15 protein-coding genes are annotated in these 16,968 nt (G+C 59.4%); 6 read left to right on the top strand and 9 right to left on the bottom strand.

Annotated elements, in window-relative coordinates; all coding sequences use genetic code 11:
* Together fabI and ACIOVB_RS16700 are read left to right on the top strand one after the other, a co-directional pair.
* Nucleotides 1-595 (top strand): enoyl-ACP reductase FabI (fabI, locus tag ACIOVB_RS16705; RefSeq protein WP_401269496.1); only part of this gene is annotated, 595 nt, incomplete at its 5' end.
* Between the two features lie 158 nt (nucleotides 596-753).
* The gene (locus tag ACIOVB_RS16700; protein ID WP_401269493.1) at nucleotides 754-4,188 is read left to right on the top strand and encodes a hypothetical protein; all 3,435 of its coding nucleotides are present in this window, start codon (nucleotides 754-756) and stop codon (nucleotides 4,186-4,188) included.
* A 21-nt stretch (nucleotides 4,189-4,209) separates the two neighbouring features.
* Here the strand turns inward: ACIOVB_RS16700 and ACIOVB_RS16695 are convergent, their stop codons facing one another.
* The 4 genes from ACIOVB_RS16695 to ACIOVB_RS16680 form a co-directional block, all read right to left on the bottom strand.
* A complete protein-coding gene (locus ACIOVB_RS16695) occupies nucleotides 4,210-5,175 on the bottom strand; it encodes a diguanylate cyclase domain-containing protein (RefSeq protein WP_401269491.1) in 966 nt (321 codons plus the stop codon).
* Nucleotides 5,176-5,236: 61 nt separating this feature from the next.
* Nucleotides 5,237-5,815: a hypothetical protein gene (locus ACIOVB_RS16690; protein WP_401269488.1), complete on the bottom strand. Its 579-nt coding sequence runs from the start codon at nucleotides 5,813-5,815 to the stop codon at nucleotides 5,237-5,239.
* Between the two features lies 1 nt (nucleotide 5,816).
* Nucleotides 5,817-7,979: a molybdopterin cofactor-binding domain-containing protein gene (locus ACIOVB_RS16685; RefSeq protein ID WP_401269485.1), complete on the bottom strand. Its 2,163-nt coding sequence runs from the start codon at nucleotides 7,977-7,979 to the stop codon at nucleotides 5,817-5,819.
* Between the two features lie 20 nt (nucleotides 7,980-7,999).
* Nucleotides 8,000-8,455, bottom strand: coding sequence for a (2Fe-2S)-binding protein (locus tag ACIOVB_RS16680; protein WP_003224136.1), 456 nt, complete (start codon nucleotides 8,453-8,455; stop codon nucleotides 8,000-8,002).
* Between the two features lie 242 nt (nucleotides 8,456-8,697).
* Between ACIOVB_RS16680 and ACIOVB_RS16675 the strand changes: the two genes are divergently transcribed.
* The gene (locus ACIOVB_RS16675) at nucleotides 8,698-9,528 is read left to right on the top strand and encodes an alpha/beta fold hydrolase (RefSeq protein ID WP_401269483.1); all 831 of its coding nucleotides are present in this window, start codon (nucleotides 8,698-8,700) and stop codon (nucleotides 9,526-9,528) included.
* A 124-nt stretch (nucleotides 9,529-9,652) separates the two neighbouring features.
* Here the strand turns inward: ACIOVB_RS16675 and ACIOVB_RS16670 are convergent, their stop codons facing one another.
* The gene (locus ACIOVB_RS16670; protein WP_401269480.1) at nucleotides 9,653-10,045 is read right to left on the bottom strand and encodes a GFA family protein; all 393 of its coding nucleotides are present in this window, start codon (nucleotides 10,043-10,045) and stop codon (nucleotides 9,653-9,655) included.
* Nucleotides 10,046-10,072: 27 nt separating this feature from the next.
* A complete protein-coding gene (locus tag ACIOVB_RS16665; RefSeq protein ID WP_401269478.1) occupies nucleotides 10,073-10,492 on the bottom strand; it encodes a type II toxin-antitoxin system YafO family toxin in 420 nt (139 codons plus the stop codon).
* 710 nt (nucleotides 10,493-11,202) lie between these two features.
* On the opposite strand from ACIOVB_RS16665, the gene ACIOVB_RS16660 reads away from it, so the two are divergent.
* The 3 genes from ACIOVB_RS16660 (at nucleotide 11,203) to ACIOVB_RS16650 (ending at nucleotide 13,247) form a co-directional block, all read left to right on the top strand.
* Entirely contained in the window at nucleotides 11,203-11,568 is a 366-nt protein-coding gene (locus ACIOVB_RS16660) for a DUF6124 family protein (RefSeq protein ID WP_401269476.1), read from the top strand.
* Between the two features lie 114 nt (nucleotides 11,569-11,682).
* Nucleotides 11,683-12,351 carry a class I SAM-dependent methyltransferase gene (locus ACIOVB_RS16655; RefSeq protein WP_401269475.1) on the top strand — a complete coding sequence of 223 codons (669 nt, stop codon included), beginning with the start codon at nucleotides 11,683-11,685 and terminating at the stop codon, nucleotides 12,349-12,351.
* A gap of 62 nt (nucleotides 12,352-12,413) precedes the next feature.
* On the top strand, nucleotides 12,414-13,247 hold the full coding sequence (locus tag ACIOVB_RS16650) for an AraC family transcriptional regulator (protein WP_401269472.1): 834 nt from the start codon (nucleotides 12,414-12,416) through the stop codon (nucleotides 13,245-13,247).
* A 21-nt stretch (nucleotides 13,248-13,268) separates the two neighbouring features.
* Here the strand turns inward: ACIOVB_RS16650 and ACIOVB_RS16645 are convergent, their stop codons facing one another.
* From ACIOVB_RS16645 to ACIOVB_RS16635, 3 genes are all read right to left on the bottom strand, one after another.
* Nucleotides 13,269-13,856, bottom strand: coding sequence for a LysE family translocator (locus ACIOVB_RS16645; protein ID WP_401269469.1), 588 nt, complete (start codon nucleotides 13,854-13,856; stop codon nucleotides 13,269-13,271).
* A 147-nt stretch (nucleotides 13,857-14,003) separates the two neighbouring features.
* Nucleotides 14,004-16,241 (bottom strand): ATP-binding protein, encoded by a 2,238-nt coding sequence (locus ACIOVB_RS16640; protein ID WP_401269467.1) that lies wholly within the window; start codon nucleotides 16,239-16,241, stop codon nucleotides 14,004-14,006.
* Entirely contained in the window at nucleotides 16,238-16,852 is a 615-nt protein-coding gene (locus tag ACIOVB_RS16635; protein ID WP_401269465.1) for a biliverdin-producing heme oxygenase, read from the bottom strand. The genes ACIOVB_RS16640 and ACIOVB_RS16635 overlap by 4 nt, the downstream gene beginning before the upstream one ends.
* Between the last annotated feature and the right edge of the window lie 116 nt (nucleotides 16,853-16,968).

Genomic DNA, 16,968 nt, shown 5'->3' with positions numbered 1-16,968 from the left:
GGCCAGCGAGGACGAAATCGCCAACGTCTTCGACGAGTTGAGCAAGAAGTGGGACGGCCTGGACTGCATCGTCCACTCCGTCGGCTTCGCCCCGGGCGACCAACTGGACGGCGACTTCACCGAAGCCACCACCCGTGACGGTTTCCGCATCGCTCACGACATCAGCGCCTACAGCTTCGTGGCCCTGGCCAAAGCTGGCCGCGAAATGATGAAAGGCCGCAACGGCAGCCTGCTGACCCTGTCGTACCTGGGCGCCGAGCGCACCATGCCGAACTACAACGTCATGGGCATGGCCAAGGCTTCGCTGGAAGCCGGCGTGCGTTACCTGGCCGGCTCCCTGGGCCCGGACGGCACCCGCGTCAACTGCGTATCGGCTGGCCCGATCCGTACTCTGGCAGCCTCGGGCATCAAGAACTTCCGCAAGATGCTGGCCGCCAACGAAGCGCAAACCCCACTGCGCCGCAACGTCACCATCGACGAAGTCGGCAACGCCGGCGCCTTCCTGTGCTCCGACCTGGCGTCGGGCATCAGCGGTGAAATCATGTACGTGGACGGCGGCTTCAACACCACCGCCATGGGCAACATCGAAGAGTGATCTTCGGTTAGCCGATAAAAAACCCGCCGATTCAGGCGGGTTTTTTTTGCTCGCAAAAAACTCATTACTCAACGCATACATATGTACCGCCAGCCGCTTTCCTTGCCGCTCGACAATCCACTCCAGCAAGTCTTTTTGCTGCTTACTGGAGAACACCCATGCCCCCTCAGCCAGCCCTTGCACCTGACGAAAAGCACGAACCTGCGATGGTTCAGATCGTGATCGAAGAGCTCTCGGCGCTCCCGACCGCAACGCCGGAGGTCGCACTCGCGCGAACCCTCGATATCCCTCGCAACAGCCTGCTGCGTGAATGGATGGAGCTCTACTGGGTCAGCCTTGATCGCTCGAGCTTTCTCGATTGGGCCAGCACGTTCGACATCGACCTGGACACCCTCAGCCTCAAAGGTGACACGCTGCACGCCTCGACCCTCAAGGACGGCGTCCTCACCACGCGCACGTTCACCCAGCAAGATGACTCCCTGTGGTGGAAAGTCGCGTTTCCGCCCTTGTCCATCGCCCGCAAAATCGACCCCGCAGGACTGGGTCTACCCTCCGTCGGCGGCAAATCCGCCAACCCGCTTTGCCTGATTCCCCGGGCGCTCGTGCTGGCGTTTTACGGTTATCCCGAGCCGGAAAACCGTATGCAGGCTCAGGTGATCATCGATGAGCTAAAAGCCAGCGGATTCGCGCCGATCGCAAGCGATGCGCACACGACGTCGGCAGTGGTTGCCGAGCGCAACGCGCAAACGGCCGACTACCAGGTTCTGGCTACCGCGCTCGAGCAGTCGATCAATACCCTCAGACAGAACCAGCCCTTGCAGTTGGACCTTACACGCGTACGTCTGCGTCACGGATCCTGGCTGACCACCCTCATGCACCGTGGGACGACGGCCATGATGGCACTGGTTCACAATGAGGCGTTTCTGACCTTGGCCGCAGATGCCACGCCCTTCGTGACCTGCCGTTACTCATTGAAGGAGCAGATATTTTCGTTCACTTGCAACGATGGTTCGATCATTGAACACCCACAAAGTCTGTTCGATGACGGTCTGCCAGATGACTCATTGGCTGAGCTGATAAGCGCAGCAGGAAAACTGGGTTGCGTCATCGCCAGCGATGAGTTTTTCAACCTCGATCAACTTCTTGAGTGTTACGGGTTTGAGATACCCGCCACCCTCGACGCCGCCCGCGACTTGCTCACTCGACTGCGACAGCACAAATGGCCGCCCCTGCCCTACGTCAGTGAACACATCCAGACGCGCAAGCTCATCCAACGTTACAAGCGTGCTTTTGCGAATGTTGAGGACTTTCGCAATATCCATTTGCTCCTTGAAGTACTGGCCTGGAACAAGGAGGCAGGTGCCGAAATCGACCTCTACTACCTCAGTGCGCCAGACCCGGAATCCGCATTGGGCGAAAAGACAGTGACGGGCAAACAACGATTGCTGAGTTTCAGAGATAGCAGCGAATTTCAGCGGCTCTTGAAGGCTAACCAACTGCCCGCCGACAGCCCGCTGCTTCTGACCCGTTCAGGTCATGTCGGCACACCAGGGAAGAAAAAGAACTGGGAGGACCTGACGACGCAGGTAGAACAAAACAGCACGCTCAAAACCAAACGCGATGAACTTCGGCTGTTGGCCGACAAGGCCGGCGGCGCCTTGCGTACCAACGGACTGGTGACACTCAAGCAAATGATGGGTTTCTACGAAATCCCGCTGCCTGCAAACGCGCAAGTCGCCGGGATCATCGCGCAGTGGATGAAACCCTACCAGTTGCTCCCCCCAGGCTTTACGAATCACTGGTACATGCTCGGCTCCCCCGGTAGCGGCTCGCCGGGCCTCACCGCCGAGCGACGCAAGTTGATCATCGACGCCAGCGCAGCATTCCTGGCGCACACTTGCGTTGCATTGATCGATTATCTGAGCGAAGGCGTGGTACCTGATCTGAGCGCCACAGTGCTGCAAGCCAAAGCCGATTCGCTGCTCAGCCAGATACTGATTTCGCCACGTGCGCATCAATTGGGCAATCGTCTGCTGGAAAAGCTTGATCCTGAAAAATGGAAGAGAAAGGAAGACATAGCCACCAATCGTGAGTATCTGTTACTGACTGCCTTGATCCTCAGTCTCGATCCTCTGGCAGGCCAGCAGCCAGGCAAGGTGATCGATCAGCCGCTCAATGACAGCTTTTTTTGGGGTGAGTCGTACAAGGATGTCCGACGCTTTATCGATGGGCAATTCGCGCTGCATCGCATCAAGCAGAAAACCCTGGCGACACATCTACTGCTCTCAGGTATCGCTCCGGAATTTCTGGTCCGCGGCATCCCCGCTTCACTCGCCTACATGACCGCGCACTCATGGCTGAAGCTCAAACAAGTGGTGCTCTTCATCGAAAACCACGCCCCCGGCATGACCCGTTTGATGAGTTACAACGAAATCATGACACTGTCCGCCCTGCCCATGATTCCCCACCTGCAGGAGTTCCGCTCGAAGAAAGCACCCGTCTCTCTGGTAGCCGATTGGGCCATTGCCAGAGGCGTGATTCAACGCGACTCGGTCCAGACGGATGCGCTCTATGATGCCGCCACACTCAATGCAGCCGACAATGCGTTTGTCCTGCATGGACAGAGGATGTTCACCCATACCGAGCTGGCCTTTCGCGCACCCTTCGCAACACCGTACACCGTTGCCCTGCAAGATCTGCGCAAGGTGTTTCCTGACGCGTTGTACCTGGAAGAAAGGTGCCTGATATGGCTGCCAAAATGCAGGAAAGTGTCAGCCACACCGACAGCGCCTGACGCGGCGCCGACCGAAAAGTATTCGCTGGTCGAGTTGCACATGGCGCAGAAGCTGACCACCGAATGGAGCAATTGGAGCTCGACACTCCCGCAAGTACAGCTATCGCTGCTGGCACCGTCGTTTGACCAGCTCACGTCGGTTGCCGGCGCGTTCCTGGTGCAGCTCAAAAGCCGACTGGAACGAATGAAGGACGCCTACGTGGCCCTGATCAAGGAATCGTTCTGTGAATTACCGCTTCAGCAACGACTCGATCTGGAGACCGGCCCACTGGAATTCTTCGGCCTGCATCCGGTAACAGCACAACCCCCGGGCCAGGCTGCCGCAGATAAGCAGAATCCGGCGGCTGGATTGTTTGCCATGATCGTCTCCTGCCAAAGTGAGCTGCCACGAATTTACGAGATATTCATTCGAGAGCGAGCCGTTCATCTGCGTCAGGACATCAACTATTCCACGCTGGTGTCGGCATCCGCGAAAACGACCAGCACAAGCCTGCCATTCGACGCAGAGACGTACCTGCAAGGCGCAACGGCAAGAAGCCCAGGCACCTGTCGTGGCCAGATCAAAAGAATCGAAATCGAGCAAGAACAGTTGGCAGTTGGCGCCTATCAACAGATCCCCGCAACATTCACGTCATCAAGAATCCAGACGATTGCCAGCACAGCAGTAGAACGCCTGTTCGCCGTTCAACAGGCCTCGGCCCTGGAACGGGCCAACCGTGCGATCGAGCTCCAAGAAGCTGAAGGTATTCATCAGGCCTGGATGGTGTTTTTTCAATCCATCCAGGCATCGTCCTTTTGATCTTGAACCACCAAGCCCCGATCAGATGCGCTTCAAGGCCTGTTTATGGGCATACATCGCCCCATCTGCATCTGCCAGCAGTCGATCCACCGTGTCATGCCGCTGCGGGTCATATTCGATCTGGCCGACGCTGAAACGAATGGCATAACCACGGTGCAACGTAGCGTTGCGCTCTTCGAGGATTTCCTTGAGCCGCGCCATGATCGCCGTGGTTTCGATATGACTGGAGCCGGTCAGCAACGCCACAAACTCATCGCCACCCAGACGCCCGACCACATCACTTTCGCGAAAGGCAATGCGCAGCACATCAGCGAAGGTCTTCAATGCACCATCGCCCTCGGCATGGCCATAGAGATCGTTGATCTGCTTGAAGTCATTGAGGTCGAAAAACAGCAAAGTGGCCGGCCGGTTCAGCCGCGCGCAGGCGTCCAGTGCATGCTGGGCCAATTGCTTGAAACCGCGACGATTGGAGAGCAGCGTCAGCTCGTCCATGCTCGCCATTTGCACGGCCGTCAGCTCTTGCTCGGCCATCTCTGCCAGATCACGCAGCAGCGCGCGTTCTTCGTCGTCGAGTTCGCGGGGTTTGGTGTCGATCAGGCACAGCGTGCCCATTTTGTTGCCAGTAGGCACGGTCAGTGGATAGCCGGCATAGAAGCGAATGTGCGGCTCGCCGGTCACTAGCGGATTGTCATGAAAGCGCTCGTCCTGGCGGGCATCAGGCACCAGCAACAAGTCATTCTTGAGAATGGCGTGGCCGCAGAAAGACACGTCCCGCGAGGTTTCAGTGACATTCAGCCCGACACAGGACTTGAACCACTGACGATCCTTGTCCACCAGCGTCACCAAGGCGATCGGCACATTGAACAGACGCTTGGCCAGTCGCGTGAGTCGGTCGAAACGCTCTTCGGGAGCCGAATCGAGAAGGTCGAGGCCATGCAGCACTTGAATTCGCGTGGCTTCATTGGCGGGTTTTCCGGGAACCAGCATCACACACTCCATCGAGGTCAGTGGCCCTTAGAGTAGCCTGATTCGCCGCCCGGTCACACCGTCAACTCCCGGCCACCGGACATGGCCCGCCAGCATCAGCCCAGAGCTTGAACTGGTTCACGAATAGGTCGTGCGGTACCGGCACCGGCGCACGCCCTGTTCCGGGATTCCAACCCCAGAGCACCAGTTTGTCCTCGCTGACGTGTTTGATCAGCGCGGAAAAATCGCGGTCACCGTTGCTGGAACGGTCCTTGATCATTGCGCACAACTTGTCCGGCGGCAGGCCGATCCAGGCCATTTTGTGCGCGGCCGGTGGCAGGCTCCAGTGCGGCGCGCCCGGTGGTGCGTGGGGGCCGTAACTGGCCGGCGGATTGCTTTCGGCATGACAGGTCGCGCAGGGCAAACCGGCGGCGCCTTTGCCGTCCATGCCGCGCACCACGTTCATCGCGTGTGGCGTGCCGGCATCGAACTGCAGCGGTGAGTCCCCGGGGATGTGGCAGTTCTGGCAGCGCGGGCTCTTGAACACTTTCTGAATCGTGCCGAACGCCTTCAAGGCTTCCTGATCCTCGGCGAACAAGTCTGAGGCGTAACCGCCCAACCCAAGCAAAACCACCGTTCCCAACAGCAGATGTCGTTTCATCTCACACCCCCGACAGTTGCAGCGGCAGCTCGCGCAGGCGTTGCCCGGTCAAGGCAAACAGCGCGTTGGCCACCGCCGGAGCGGTCGGCGGCACACCGGCCTCGCCGATGCCGCCGGGTTTCTCGCTGCTGGGTACGATATGCACCTCGACCACCGGCATCTCGTTGAGCCGCAGCACCTGATAATCGTGATAGTTGGACTGCACCACCGCGCCGTTCTTCAGCGTGAGCTTATTGTGCAGCGCCATGCCCAGGCCGAAGGTGATGCACGACTCCATCTGCGCGGCGATGCTCTGCGGGTTGACCGCGATCCCACAATCCACCGCACACACCACCCGATGCACACGAATGGCCAGATTGTCCTGCGAGACCTCGGCCACCTGCGCCACATAACTGCCGAACGACTCGTGTACCGCCACGCCCAAGGCATGGCCGTCAGGCAACGGCGCTTTCCAGTTGGCCTTCTCCACCGCCAGATTGAGCACGCCGAGATGCCGCGGATGCGCCTTGAGAAGCGTGCGTCGATATTCCAGCGGGTCCTTGCCCGCCGCTGTGGCCAGTTCATCGATCAGCGATTCCATGACAAACGCGGTATGGGTATGCCCCACCGAACGCATCCACAACACATTGATGCCGGTCTGCGGCGAGTGCAGCTCGACCTGATGATGGGCCAGGTCTTTGACGTAAGGGCTGTCGGCGACGCCCTCGACCGAGGTCGGATCGATGCCATTTTTGACCATGGTCGCTTCCATCAACGTGCCGGTCATGATCGACTGGCCGACCAGCACATGCTGCCAGGCCAGCGGCAGCCCATCGGCGCCAAGGCCGACACGCGCCTGATGCAAAAACATCGAACGGTAGTAACCGCCGCGAATGTCGTCCTCCCGCGACCACACGGTTTTCACCGGCATGCCTGCCGCTTTCGCCACCTCCACCGCTTCGGCGACAAAGTCCGAGGTTGGATTGGCCCGCCGGCCAAAACCGCCGCCGAGGAATTCTGTGTGGATTTCCACTTGCTCGGGTTTCAGCCCGGTGATTTTCCCGGCGACCATCTGATCCAGCGTCTGAAACTGCGTACCCGTCCAGATCTCACACTTCTCGGCGCTGATTTTTACCGTGCAATTCAAGGGTTCCATCGGCGCATGGGCGAGATAAGGCACGCTGTACTCGACGTCGATTTTCTTCGCCGCTTTGCTGAAATTACCTTTGGCATCCCCGGCCTGACTGGCCGAAGTGCCCGGTGTCGCGGCCAGTTTGCGAAAGCTCTCGAGCAGTTTTTCACTGTTCAGATCCGCGTGCGGCCCCAGATCCCAATCAACCTTCAGCGCGTCGCGACCGAGCTTCGCCGCCCAGTAATGGTCAGCAACCACTGCCACACCTGTCGGCACTTGCAGCACTTTATGCACGCCCGGTACCGCCAGCGCTTCGGCGCCTTCGAAGGATTTGACCGTGGCCCCGAACGCTGGTGCGCGGGCGACCATGGCGGTCATCAAGCCTTCAAATTGCACGTCCATGCCGAACTTGGCGCGACCGGTGATTTTCTCCGGGGTGTCGAGGCGTTTGGTGGGTTTGCCAATGACTTTCCAATCCTTGGCCTCTTTGAACGTGATGGATTTAGGGTCCGGCACTGGCAGTTGCCCGGCGGCGTCGGCCAATTCGCCATAAGTCGCGCGTTTATCACCCGCGATCACCACGCCCGATTCAGTGCGAATCGTCGAAGGCGCCACCTCAAAACGCTTGGCCGCCGCTTCCACCAGCATCTGCCGCGCCGTAGCACCCGCCAACCGATAGCGGTCGAACTCCATCCAGGTTGACGTCGAGCCGCCCGTAATCTGCATGCCGCCAAAACCGGGCATGCCGTAATCCGCTGCCGAGGCCGGCGAATGTTCGACACGGATTTTCGACCAGTCGGCATCCAGCTCTTCGGCGATCAGCATGGTCAGGCCAGTCCAGATGCCCTGCCCCATTTCCGAATGACCAAGCAGCACGGTGACGCTGTTATCAGCGGCGATACGCAGGAAAGCGTTCGGCGCGAAGACCTTGCCTTCATTCTCTGCCGCCAAAGCAAAACGATGGGCACCGGGCACGACAAACGCCACCACCAGACCGCCGCCCAACATGGCGCTGCCCTTGAGAAAACCCCGACGCGATACGGGACTGTTCATGGTCTACCTCCCCGTCAGGTTCAACCGATCTCGGACGCACGTTTGACCGCGGCACGAATTCTTGGGTAGGTGCCGCAGCGGCAGATATTGCCGGAGAGCGCCTGATCGATATCGCTGTCGGTGGGTTTGGGAATCTTCGCCAATAAAGCAGCGGCGGACATGATCTGCCCGGACTGGCAGTAACCGCACTGCACCACATCAAGTTCGGCCCAGGCTTGCTGCACCGGGTGCGAACCGTCCGTGGACAAGCCTTCGATGGTGAGAATTTTCTGCCCATGGGCGACGGCGGTGGCCGGGGTGATACAGGCGCGCAACGGCGCACCATCGACATGCACGGTACAGGCGCCGCACTGGGCCATGCCGCAGCCGAATTTGGTACCGGTCAGGTGCGCGACATCGCGCAGGACCCAGAGCAACGGCATGTCCGCGGGGACATCGAGCTCCTGATCCTTGCCATTGATATTCAAGGTCAGCATCGGGAAATTTCCTCAGACTCACGGTGTTCTGAAGGGGCGTTGCTGCGGCAATGAATGCCTGCGCACGCCTCGGCTTATCCCTTTCAGCTAAGCGTAATTTGCGTTTTAGGCCAGATGCGGCGACCACCGGTCATGCAGATGTCGGCTTTAATCCTACAGTTGATAACGGCTCTCACCCGAGTGAGCGCGAGGGCACACTCGTCATGCAAACCGAACCTCCACTTTGATCAGGAGTAGCGAACATGGGATTTGTCACCACCAAAGACGGCGTCGAGATTTTCTACAAGGACTGGGGGCCGAAAGACGCCCCGGTCATCCACTTCCACCACGGCTGGCCACTGAGTTCGGATGACTGGGACGCGCAGATGCTGTTCTTTCTGGGGCAAGGCTTTCGGGTGATTGCCCATGATCGCCGGGGCCATGGGCGCTCCAGTCAGGTCTGGGATGGCCACGATATGGATCACTACGCCGATGATGCCCTGGCCGTGGTCAACCACCTGGGCGTGAAAAACGTCGTGCATGTCGGCCACTCCACTGGTGGCGGCGAAGTCATCCATTACATCGCCCGCCATGGTCAGGACAACGTCGCCAAAGGGGTGCTCATCAGCGCCGTGCCGCCATTGATGGTGCAGACCGAGAGCAATCCGGGTGGTTTGCCGAAATCAGTGTTCGATGATTTGCAGGCGCAACTGGCGGCGAATCGGGCGCAGTTTTATCGCGATATTCCGAGTGGGCCTTTTTATGGCTACAACCGGCCGGGGGCCACGCCGTCGGAAGGCATCATCGCCAACTGGTGGCGTCAGGGCATGATCGGCGGCGCCAAGGCGCATTACGACGGCATCGTGGCGTTCTCGCAGACGGATTTCACCGAAGACTTGAAGAAGGTCACCGTGCCGGTGCTGGTCATGCATGGCGAGGATGATCAGATTGTGCCGTATGCGAACTCGGGGCCGTTGTCGGCCAAGTTGCTGCCCAATGGCACGTTGAAGTCGTATCCGGGGTTTCCGCACGGGATGCCGACGACTGAGGCGGAGACGATTAACGCGGATCTTTTAGCCTTTATTCGCGGCTGAGTTGAACAGCAGCCATCCACTTCCCCTGTGGGAGCGAGCCTGCTCGCGAAAGCAATCTGTCAGCTGCACTTGAGCTGAATGACCCACCGCTTTCGCGAGCAGGCTCGCTCCCACAATGGGTCCACTATTGCTCTGTGCGCTCTGTGCCTTCAAGGTCACGTTCGTAATGGTGAGCCAGTGGCAGCGCCGGTAGCCATGCCTCACGGCGAATGGTCCAGAGCTCATAGGTGGGCTTGCACTGGTTCGGTTCATCGAGCGACCCGACGTTGACTTCCACTTCATCTGCCGACCGCGTGAACACCGGTGAACCGCAGCGCGGGCAGAAAAAGCGCCCGTTATAGTCACGGGTTTCGCCGATGACCTTCAACGCATCCTCGGGAAATATGGCCGAGGTACCGAACAGCGTGCCGTGGCGTTTGCGGCAGTCGAGGCAGTGGCAGATGCCGACGCGGTAGGGCTGGCCTGATACTTCGAAACGGACATCGCCGCACAGGCAACCGCCAGTCAATCGATTCATGTCACACCTCCTCTGCTCGACCTCAATTTACAGATCGTCCAAATCGGGAAAGGCAATCCTGCCCAGCGTCCAAGGCTCAACAATCTGGCAATGCACATTGCGCAGAAATGAGCCCCACTCGCTTCGGTTATGCGCATCCGGGCCGGTGACCGTCAGTAGCAGATATTCATCCCGAAACGCGTCATAGGCATAGATCAGCCAAAAGTCATTATCAGCTTCGTCAACCAGTACAGTGCGGTAATACTGACGATTTATTTTTGCCCATCGAGCTTGCAGTGACGAAGTACTGGCAAGGTGGATATGGTGCATATCGGTCAGATCGAGTCGTTCGTCACGCCCGAAAATCCCGGGTAACTCACCGCACACCTTGTAGTTATAAAAATGTGCAGCGAAGTTTTGCCAGTTAGTGATTTGTTCAAAAAGCGCAGAAATCTTGATGGCTGGCATTCAGGCCTACTTTGTAATAGGTAGCCTGCCAGTGATCACAAATTTATCGAACACTTTCTGCCCATCACGCGCGGCTTGCCGAACATCAAGGAATGTCAGCTCATTACGAACTTCCTTTTTGTTAGGTTTGTCGGTCTTTCTGGTGGTGGCCATCGGAGCCTCCGAAGGATGTGTATTCATGCTGACCAGCTTAAGTGATTAAGTTTTGACCGGCAAACGATAGGATCTTGTTTCAAGGCAGACAAGTCGGCGGATTCTCGCGAGCTTGTAGGTCATGACGCCCAAAATTGTAGTCCGTGAGCGATCTGGGCTCAGGTTCGCCGCTCGGCATCTTCCATGCTTAAACGCAACTTCGAGCGAACGTTTAAAGCACACAAACCGTTACGCCATCCTCCCTACAACACCTTGCGCCGTTACCTACGCGTACGCCAGAATCCGCCGGCTTACGCGGCTGTGGGGCGGGTTGTATCGTTTCCCTGTCACTGAAAAACAGTGATCGGGTTTGGTAGCCCGCTTTAAATTGTCGTTGTTGCGACACCTTCGATGCTGTCTCTTTTTTAAGGTATAGCTTTGTATGGTGGGCATGCGTGGGGCTCCTCTGCGAGCGCCGGGTTTCCCAATTTAACCGGTCTACCAACCCGCGCATGGCCGCCACCCGCCGTTTGGTAGCGAGGGTGATGGCTCCCATTTTTTAAATTGGAGCTTTATCTATGTTCAAAATCACGCCTAACCCACCGCACACCGATCCAATCCCCCACGACCCCGCGCTTGACCCGCAAAAGGTCAAAGAGGCAACCGATCGCGCCCTCGACTACTACCTCAAGCCCGAAGACCTGGCAGCTCCGCCAGCATCGCCCAAGTTTCGCCCCGTCTTTCTCGTCGACCCCACGCTGGATGACGAAACCCTGCTGGTCGAAGCCTGTGAATCGCTGTCATACGCCCACGCCATGGCCGGTAATATCGCTGACTCGGTGGGTGGCCCGGAGCGTAAACCGCTGCTGGCGCTGCGACAGGTGATCATGTTGAACGAGCTGTTGGTCAACCGATTGCTGGACAAGCTGCGCCTGCCGCAGTAGGTAGCTGACGGATCGCCATGCAGGGCCAGTGCATCCTGCATGGCGATCTTGAGTCCGGCGTCCATACTGATTTTTTGCAAACGGCATCCTCCACTCAACTGTCCGGACACCGACATGCCCTCCCTCGAATCCACCCTTTTGCAGAGCTGGCACGACAACGCCCACGCCTGGATCGAAGTGATCCGCAGTGGGGCCATCGAAAGCCGTCAGCAGGTCACCGATCAGGCGATTCTGTTGGCGATCATGGGCCGTCAATCGCAGCGGGTGCTCGACCTCGGTTGCGGCGAAGGCTGGCTGTTGCGGGCACTGGTGGATCGGGGCATTGAGGCGACGGGCGTGGATGGCGATGCGACGCTGGTGGAAGCGGCGCGTCTGGCCGGTGCATCGCAGGCGCATGTCGCCAGTTATGAAGCGTTGGTTGAGGCTACGGTGGACATCGGTCGCGACTATGACCTCATCTGTGCGAATTTCTCTTTGCTGCAACAGGACATCATCCCGTTGCTCGCCGCGATGAACGCGTTGCTGGTGCCCGGCGGCGCACTGGTGATTCAGACATTGCACCCTTGGGTCGTCGCGGCGGGTGATTATCAGGACGGCTGGCGGGAAGAGACTTTCGCCGGGTTCAAGGGTCAGTGGCAGCCCATGCCCTGGTACTTTCGTACGTTGTCGAGCTGGGTCAACGCGCTGGACATGGCCGGATTTCAACTGGCCGCACTGCAAGAGCCACAGCATCCGCAAAGCCCTGTGCCGCAGTCTTTGCTGCTAGTGGCTGAGCGGTGCTAGTTTCAGAGCCTTTGCCGGCCAGAGCTAATACACTCGGCCACTGGCCCGCCGGGATGACGTCGATGAAACACGCTGCCGCGAAATACCCTGAAAAAGCCCCACGCTTCTGGCGCGACGATGCCCTGCCCTTCATTGAGGCGCGGGCCATCGCCGATGGCCGCGAAGTCTGCTATGCGCGGCATTCTCACGCGCATTTTTCTATCGGTGCGATCACCGCCGGGCGCAGCACGTATGTGCACGAACAGACGCAGTTCGAAGTGGCGGCGGGCACCGTGGTGCTGATGAATCCCGGTGATGTGCATGCGTGCAATCCGATCGATGATCAGCCGTGGTCATACGTGATGCTGTACGTGGAAACGCCATGGCTGACGGATTTGCAGCATCAACTGGGGTTTGCCGCCGACGTGGAATTTCGTCGCTTCGCGACCACGCATCTCGACGACGCCAGGCTGTTCAATGATCTCAACGGGTTGTATGAGGTGCTGGTCAATGACCAACAGGATGTCTTGCGCAAACACAGCGCCGCGGTGGAGTTTTTCACCGATCTGCAACTGCGCTTGAACCCGGCGCAAGCGCCCGTGCGAGAACCGAATTTCAAGCTTGAACGCGCCGCCGATTTCATCCGCGAACACTGCACCGAGCTGCTGAGCCTCGACGACATTTGCAGCGCGGCGCAGCTGTCACCGTCCTACCTGATCCGCGCTTTCAAACAGCATTACGGCATGACGCCGCACGCGTTTGTGGTCAACCAGCGCATCCAGTTCGCCCGCGAGCGGTTGCGCAGAGGACAGTTGATTGCGGATGTAGCGCTCGAAGCCGGGTTTGCCGATCAAGCGCACTTTCAACGGGCGTTCAAACAGCATCTGGCGGCGACGCCCGGCCAATATCGCGGCTGACATCGACCCCCTGCGGGGATTTCAAGGCAACAGCAGGTAAATCGCACTCAACGCCAACAACCCCGCCATCACTCGATTGAACAGGCGCATCCCCGCCGGGTTGCCCAGATAGCCGCGCAAGAACGTCCCGGCATACACCCAGCAGCCCACCGACACATAGCAGATCACCAGATACACCGCCGCAAACTGCCAGACCAACCGGGCCTCGCCATCGGCGACAAACGCGCCCATCCCGGCCACGCAGGCCAGCCAGGCTTTCGGGTTGAGCCACTGCATGACCGCGCCATAGAGCATCGATGGCGCGCGGCCCGAGTCGCCGGCGTTCAACTGCCCGTTGTCGGTCGCCAGCTTCCAGGCCATGAACAGCAGAAACGCCACCCCGGCCAGTTGCACCACGCGGGTCATGAACGGCCAGAGCTTGAGGACTTCATGCAGGCCCAGACCCATCAGCACCAGTAGCAGCACAAACCCCAGCGTCGCACCGAGGACATGCCGCTGGCTGGCGCGAAAGCCGAACTGCGCGCCGGAACTCAGCGCGACGATGTTGACCGGGCCGGGGGTAATGGACGCGGCCAGGGCAAACGCCGCCATCGAGATAATCAGACTCATCGCACACCTGCTTCAAATCGGGGAACAAGGCGCTCACAGTAACCAGCGCCCCGCCCCCGGTATTGAAGAAAATCACCCTGCCAACAACACACTCTGTACAGGAGCTGCCGCAGGCTGCTCCTACACGGGGTTCAGGTGTTTCGGCGATCAGTCCAGACGCGGCACGGTGAAGCGGAACTCGCTGCCCTGCCCCACCTCGCTTTCGGCGAAAATCCGCCCGCCATGGGCTTCGACAATGCCTTGGCTGATGTACAAACCCAGGCCGGTGCCGGTCGGGTTGCCCTCTTTCACAGTCCAGTAACGGTCGAAGACGCGGGCCAGATTTTCCTTGGGAATGCCTTCGCCACTGTCGCGCACGGTGAAAACGATATCGCTGCCCACGGATTTGGCCAGCACATCGACTGCGCCCAGGCGCGGGGTGAACTTGATCGCGTTGCCGACCAGATTCGACAGCACCTGAAACAAGCGCTCGGGGTCGGCATGGATACGCAGGCCGGGATCGGCCTCGAAGGAAATGCGGATGTCCTTGTCCTGCGCCAGCGGCCCGAGCAAGGCTTGAGCTTCGTCGAACATCTGCCCCACGTCGAGCCGCTGCGGCGTAATGGTGTAGCGTCCGGCATCGATTTTCGAAGTATCGAGCAAGTCTTCCAGCAGCGTATTCATGCGTGCGGCGGCCTGTTGCATGGTGTCGATGGCCGTGGAGATGCGCCGCGAGGGATGGTGACCTTCGGAGCTGAAGTCCTTTTGCAGCAGACCGCAGAGCATCGAAATGACCGTCATCGGGTTACGCAGGTCGTGCGAGACCACCGCCACCAACTCATCACGGGCGTGCACAGCATCCTGCTCGCGGCGCACCTGGCGGGCCAGATCGTTTTCCAGCGCCGAACGGCGCAGGTCGTTGGCGGCGAACAGGTCGCCGTGGCTCCACTTGGTGGAGATCCCGGCCATCTCGACTTTCCAGATTTCGAACGACGTGCGCGGACGCAGATGCAACCCGGCGTCGGAATTTTCCAGCGCCAGCGGTTTGCGCGGATCGCCGCTCCAGTTGATGTTTTCTTTCACCTCGGGACGGAACCACAGCACGCCGTTTGCCACCGGTTTGGGCAGACTCATGGCAAGCACGCCGCTGGTTACCTGCTGATATTGCGCGGCCGGCGGATAAACGCTGGCCAGGTGATGACTGGCGAACACCGACTGGCCGCTCTCTTGCAGCCATTTGTGCAGGGCGCGGATCTCATCGGGTTCCGGGCAGATACCGTAATGGTGCATCTGCTTGTCTTCAATGATCGCGACACCGCCCGCATTGGTCAGCGCCATGAGGGTTTGCGGCAGGTTTGCCAGGCCATCGAAAACGTTTTGCGGCGAATCGATCATCGCTTGGTTGAGCAGCGCCAGCGCATCGAGCTTCTCTTCTCGCTGACGGCTGATTTCCAGAGATTCCATCGCGCTGATCTGCAACGACAGCACCTGGCCGATGGTCTGGCATGCGCTGCGCAATTCATGCGGCACATGCAACGGCTGACGATTGCCGCAACTGATCAGGCCCCACAGCTTGTCGCCCTTGAGCAGGGAAATGCTCATCGACGACAGCACGCCCATGTTCTTCATGTATTGGCAGTGAATCGGCGACACGCTGCGCAGCGTGGCGAAACTCAAATCCAGCGGCGTCTGCGTGTCAGGACGCAGCTTCGGCACCAGCGGCACCGGTTGATAGTCGGCATTGGGGATGATCCGCAGCCAGTTGGTGCGGTACAACTCGCGGGCCTGCTCGGGAATGTCCGAGGCCGGGAAGAACAGGCCATTGAACACTTCCATCGATGGGGAGGAGGCTTCGGCGATGACCTGACCGTGGCCCTCCTCCTCGAAACGGTAGATCAGCACTCGGTCGTAACCGGTCAGGGCCTGGATTTCCTGGACGCTGATGTCGTACAGCGCCTGCAACGTGGTCGCCGCGTGCAGGCGCTGGAGCATCCGTCCCAAGTGGGTTTGATTACCGGCAACGTTGCGTGGCTGGAAGTTCTCCGCGTGGATTTCCAGCTCCAGAATCAACACGCCTTGATGGCGATGCAGCAAGCCTTCGAACGCCGTGCCGTTGAGCTGAAAACGCAGCGGTGGCACATCGAAGAGTGCCGGTTGCTGCAACGCTACGCGCACGGCCTGGGCATCCACGTCGCCGATCAGGTGCTCCAGCGGCTGACCAATGAGCTCTTCTGGCGCGCGGGCCAGCAGGGTTTCGACGTTGGCGCTGACCTGAATAATGTCCAGCGCAGGCTCGCTCAGGGTCAGCAGCAAGCCGTGGGGCTGGATCGCGCCGGGGAAACGAATCGGCTCATCGGCACAATTGCTCAGCAGTTGTTCAAACGTCTCTTTTTCTTGCTCGGTCACGCCAGCACCTCCTGGCTTTCGAGCCAGCGCTCGAAACAGCTGAATGTAGATTGGGCGGCACACACGACGGCCTCACGCTCGGCGGCGTCCATCGGGCGACTGCCCAGGTATTCGATGAAATCACGCCAGCGCCGACCGGTCGAGGCACCGTAAATATCCAGAAATGCCGCGCCGTTGTCGGCATCCACAGCCAGACGCGCGGCGATTTCCCGGCGCAGGATCTGCCCGCCCAAGGTTGCGCCTTCAAGCACGTACAACACGCCAAGGCAGGCAGCGCTGGAGTCGATCAGCGGCAACTGCTGGCAGATCGGCACGCTTGCCAGCGCGGCGTCTGCCATACCCAGTGCACGCAGGTCAGCGCGCAGCGTGTGGGTCTTGAGACGTGGCGTCAGATCAAAATCGTCGGGGACTGAACCGCTGCGCTGCAATGCGTTTTCCAGAGGCGCGTAGAAACCGTAATAGGCCTGCATCAGGCGCCCAAAAGCTTGCGCATCGAGGGTATCGGAGAAAAAAGGAAGGCGTTTTTCCAGTGCGATGTGCAGTTCGGCAGTGCCGGCTCGCAGATCTTGCAGCACGGGTGGCACATAAATTTCACGGGCCTTTGCTGGCATGTATATCGCTCTTGGTGGGGCCGCCTGGGGCCATTCGGGTTCGCAACACAAGGGCGGAACTTACATGGCTTACGCCTATGCTCGCCGGATAGATAGCGTTATCTGGCGCAACCATC

This window comes from Pseudomonas sp. NPDC087639 (genome assembly GCF_044743385.1).
Lineage (GTDB): Bacteria > Pseudomonadota > Gammaproteobacteria > Pseudomonadales > Pseudomonadaceae > Aquipseudomonas.
This window is presented reverse-complemented; position numbering and strand designations above follow the sequence as displayed.

Coding starts and splice junctions, on each gene's coding strand:
- ACIOVB_RS16680 (WP_003224136.1), bottom strand. CDS start 8,455: ATGCTGACCTTGAATATCAATGGCAAGGATCAGGAGCTCGATGTCCCC.
- ACIOVB_RS16650 (WP_401269472.1), top strand. CDS start 12,414: ATGAAACACGCTGCCGCGAAATACCCTGAAAAAGCCCCACGCTTCTGG.
- ACIOVB_RS16685 (WP_401269485.1), bottom strand. CDS start 7,979: ATGAACAGTCCCGTATCGCGTCGGGGTTTTCTCAAGGGCAGCGCCATG.
- ACIOVB_RS16660 (WP_401269476.1), top strand. CDS start 11,203: ATGTTCAAAATCACGCCTAACCCACCGCACACCGATCCAATCCCCCAC.
- ACIOVB_RS16665 (WP_401269478.1), bottom strand. CDS start 10,492: ATGCCAGCCATCAAGATTTCTGCGCTTTTTGAACAAATCACTAACTGG.
- ACIOVB_RS16670 (WP_401269480.1), bottom strand. CDS start 10,045: ATGAATCGATTGACTGGCGGTTGCCTGTGCGGCGATGTCCGTTTCGAA.
- ACIOVB_RS16695 (WP_401269491.1), bottom strand. CDS start 5,175: ATGCTGGTTCCCGGAAAACCCGCCAATGAAGCCACGCGAATTCAAGTG.
- ACIOVB_RS16635 (WP_401269465.1), bottom strand. CDS start 16,852: ATGCCAGCAAAGGCCCGTGAAATTTATGTGCCACCCGTGCTGCAAGAT.
- ACIOVB_RS16690 (WP_401269488.1), bottom strand. CDS start 5,815: ATGAAACGACATCTGCTGTTGGGAACGGTGGTTTTGCTTGGGTTGGGC.
- ACIOVB_RS16655 (WP_401269475.1), top strand. CDS start 11,683: ATGCCCTCCCTCGAATCCACCCTTTTGCAGAGCTGGCACGACAACGCC.
- ACIOVB_RS16645 (WP_401269469.1), bottom strand. CDS start 13,856: ATGAGTCTGATTATCTCGATGGCGGCGTTTGCCCTGGCCGCGTCCATT.
- ACIOVB_RS16675 (WP_401269483.1), top strand. CDS start 8,698: ATGGGATTTGTCACCACCAAAGACGGCGTCGAGATTTTCTACAAGGAC.
- ACIOVB_RS16700 (WP_401269493.1), top strand. CDS start 754: ATGCCCCCTCAGCCAGCCCTTGCACCTGACGAAAAGCACGAACCTGCG.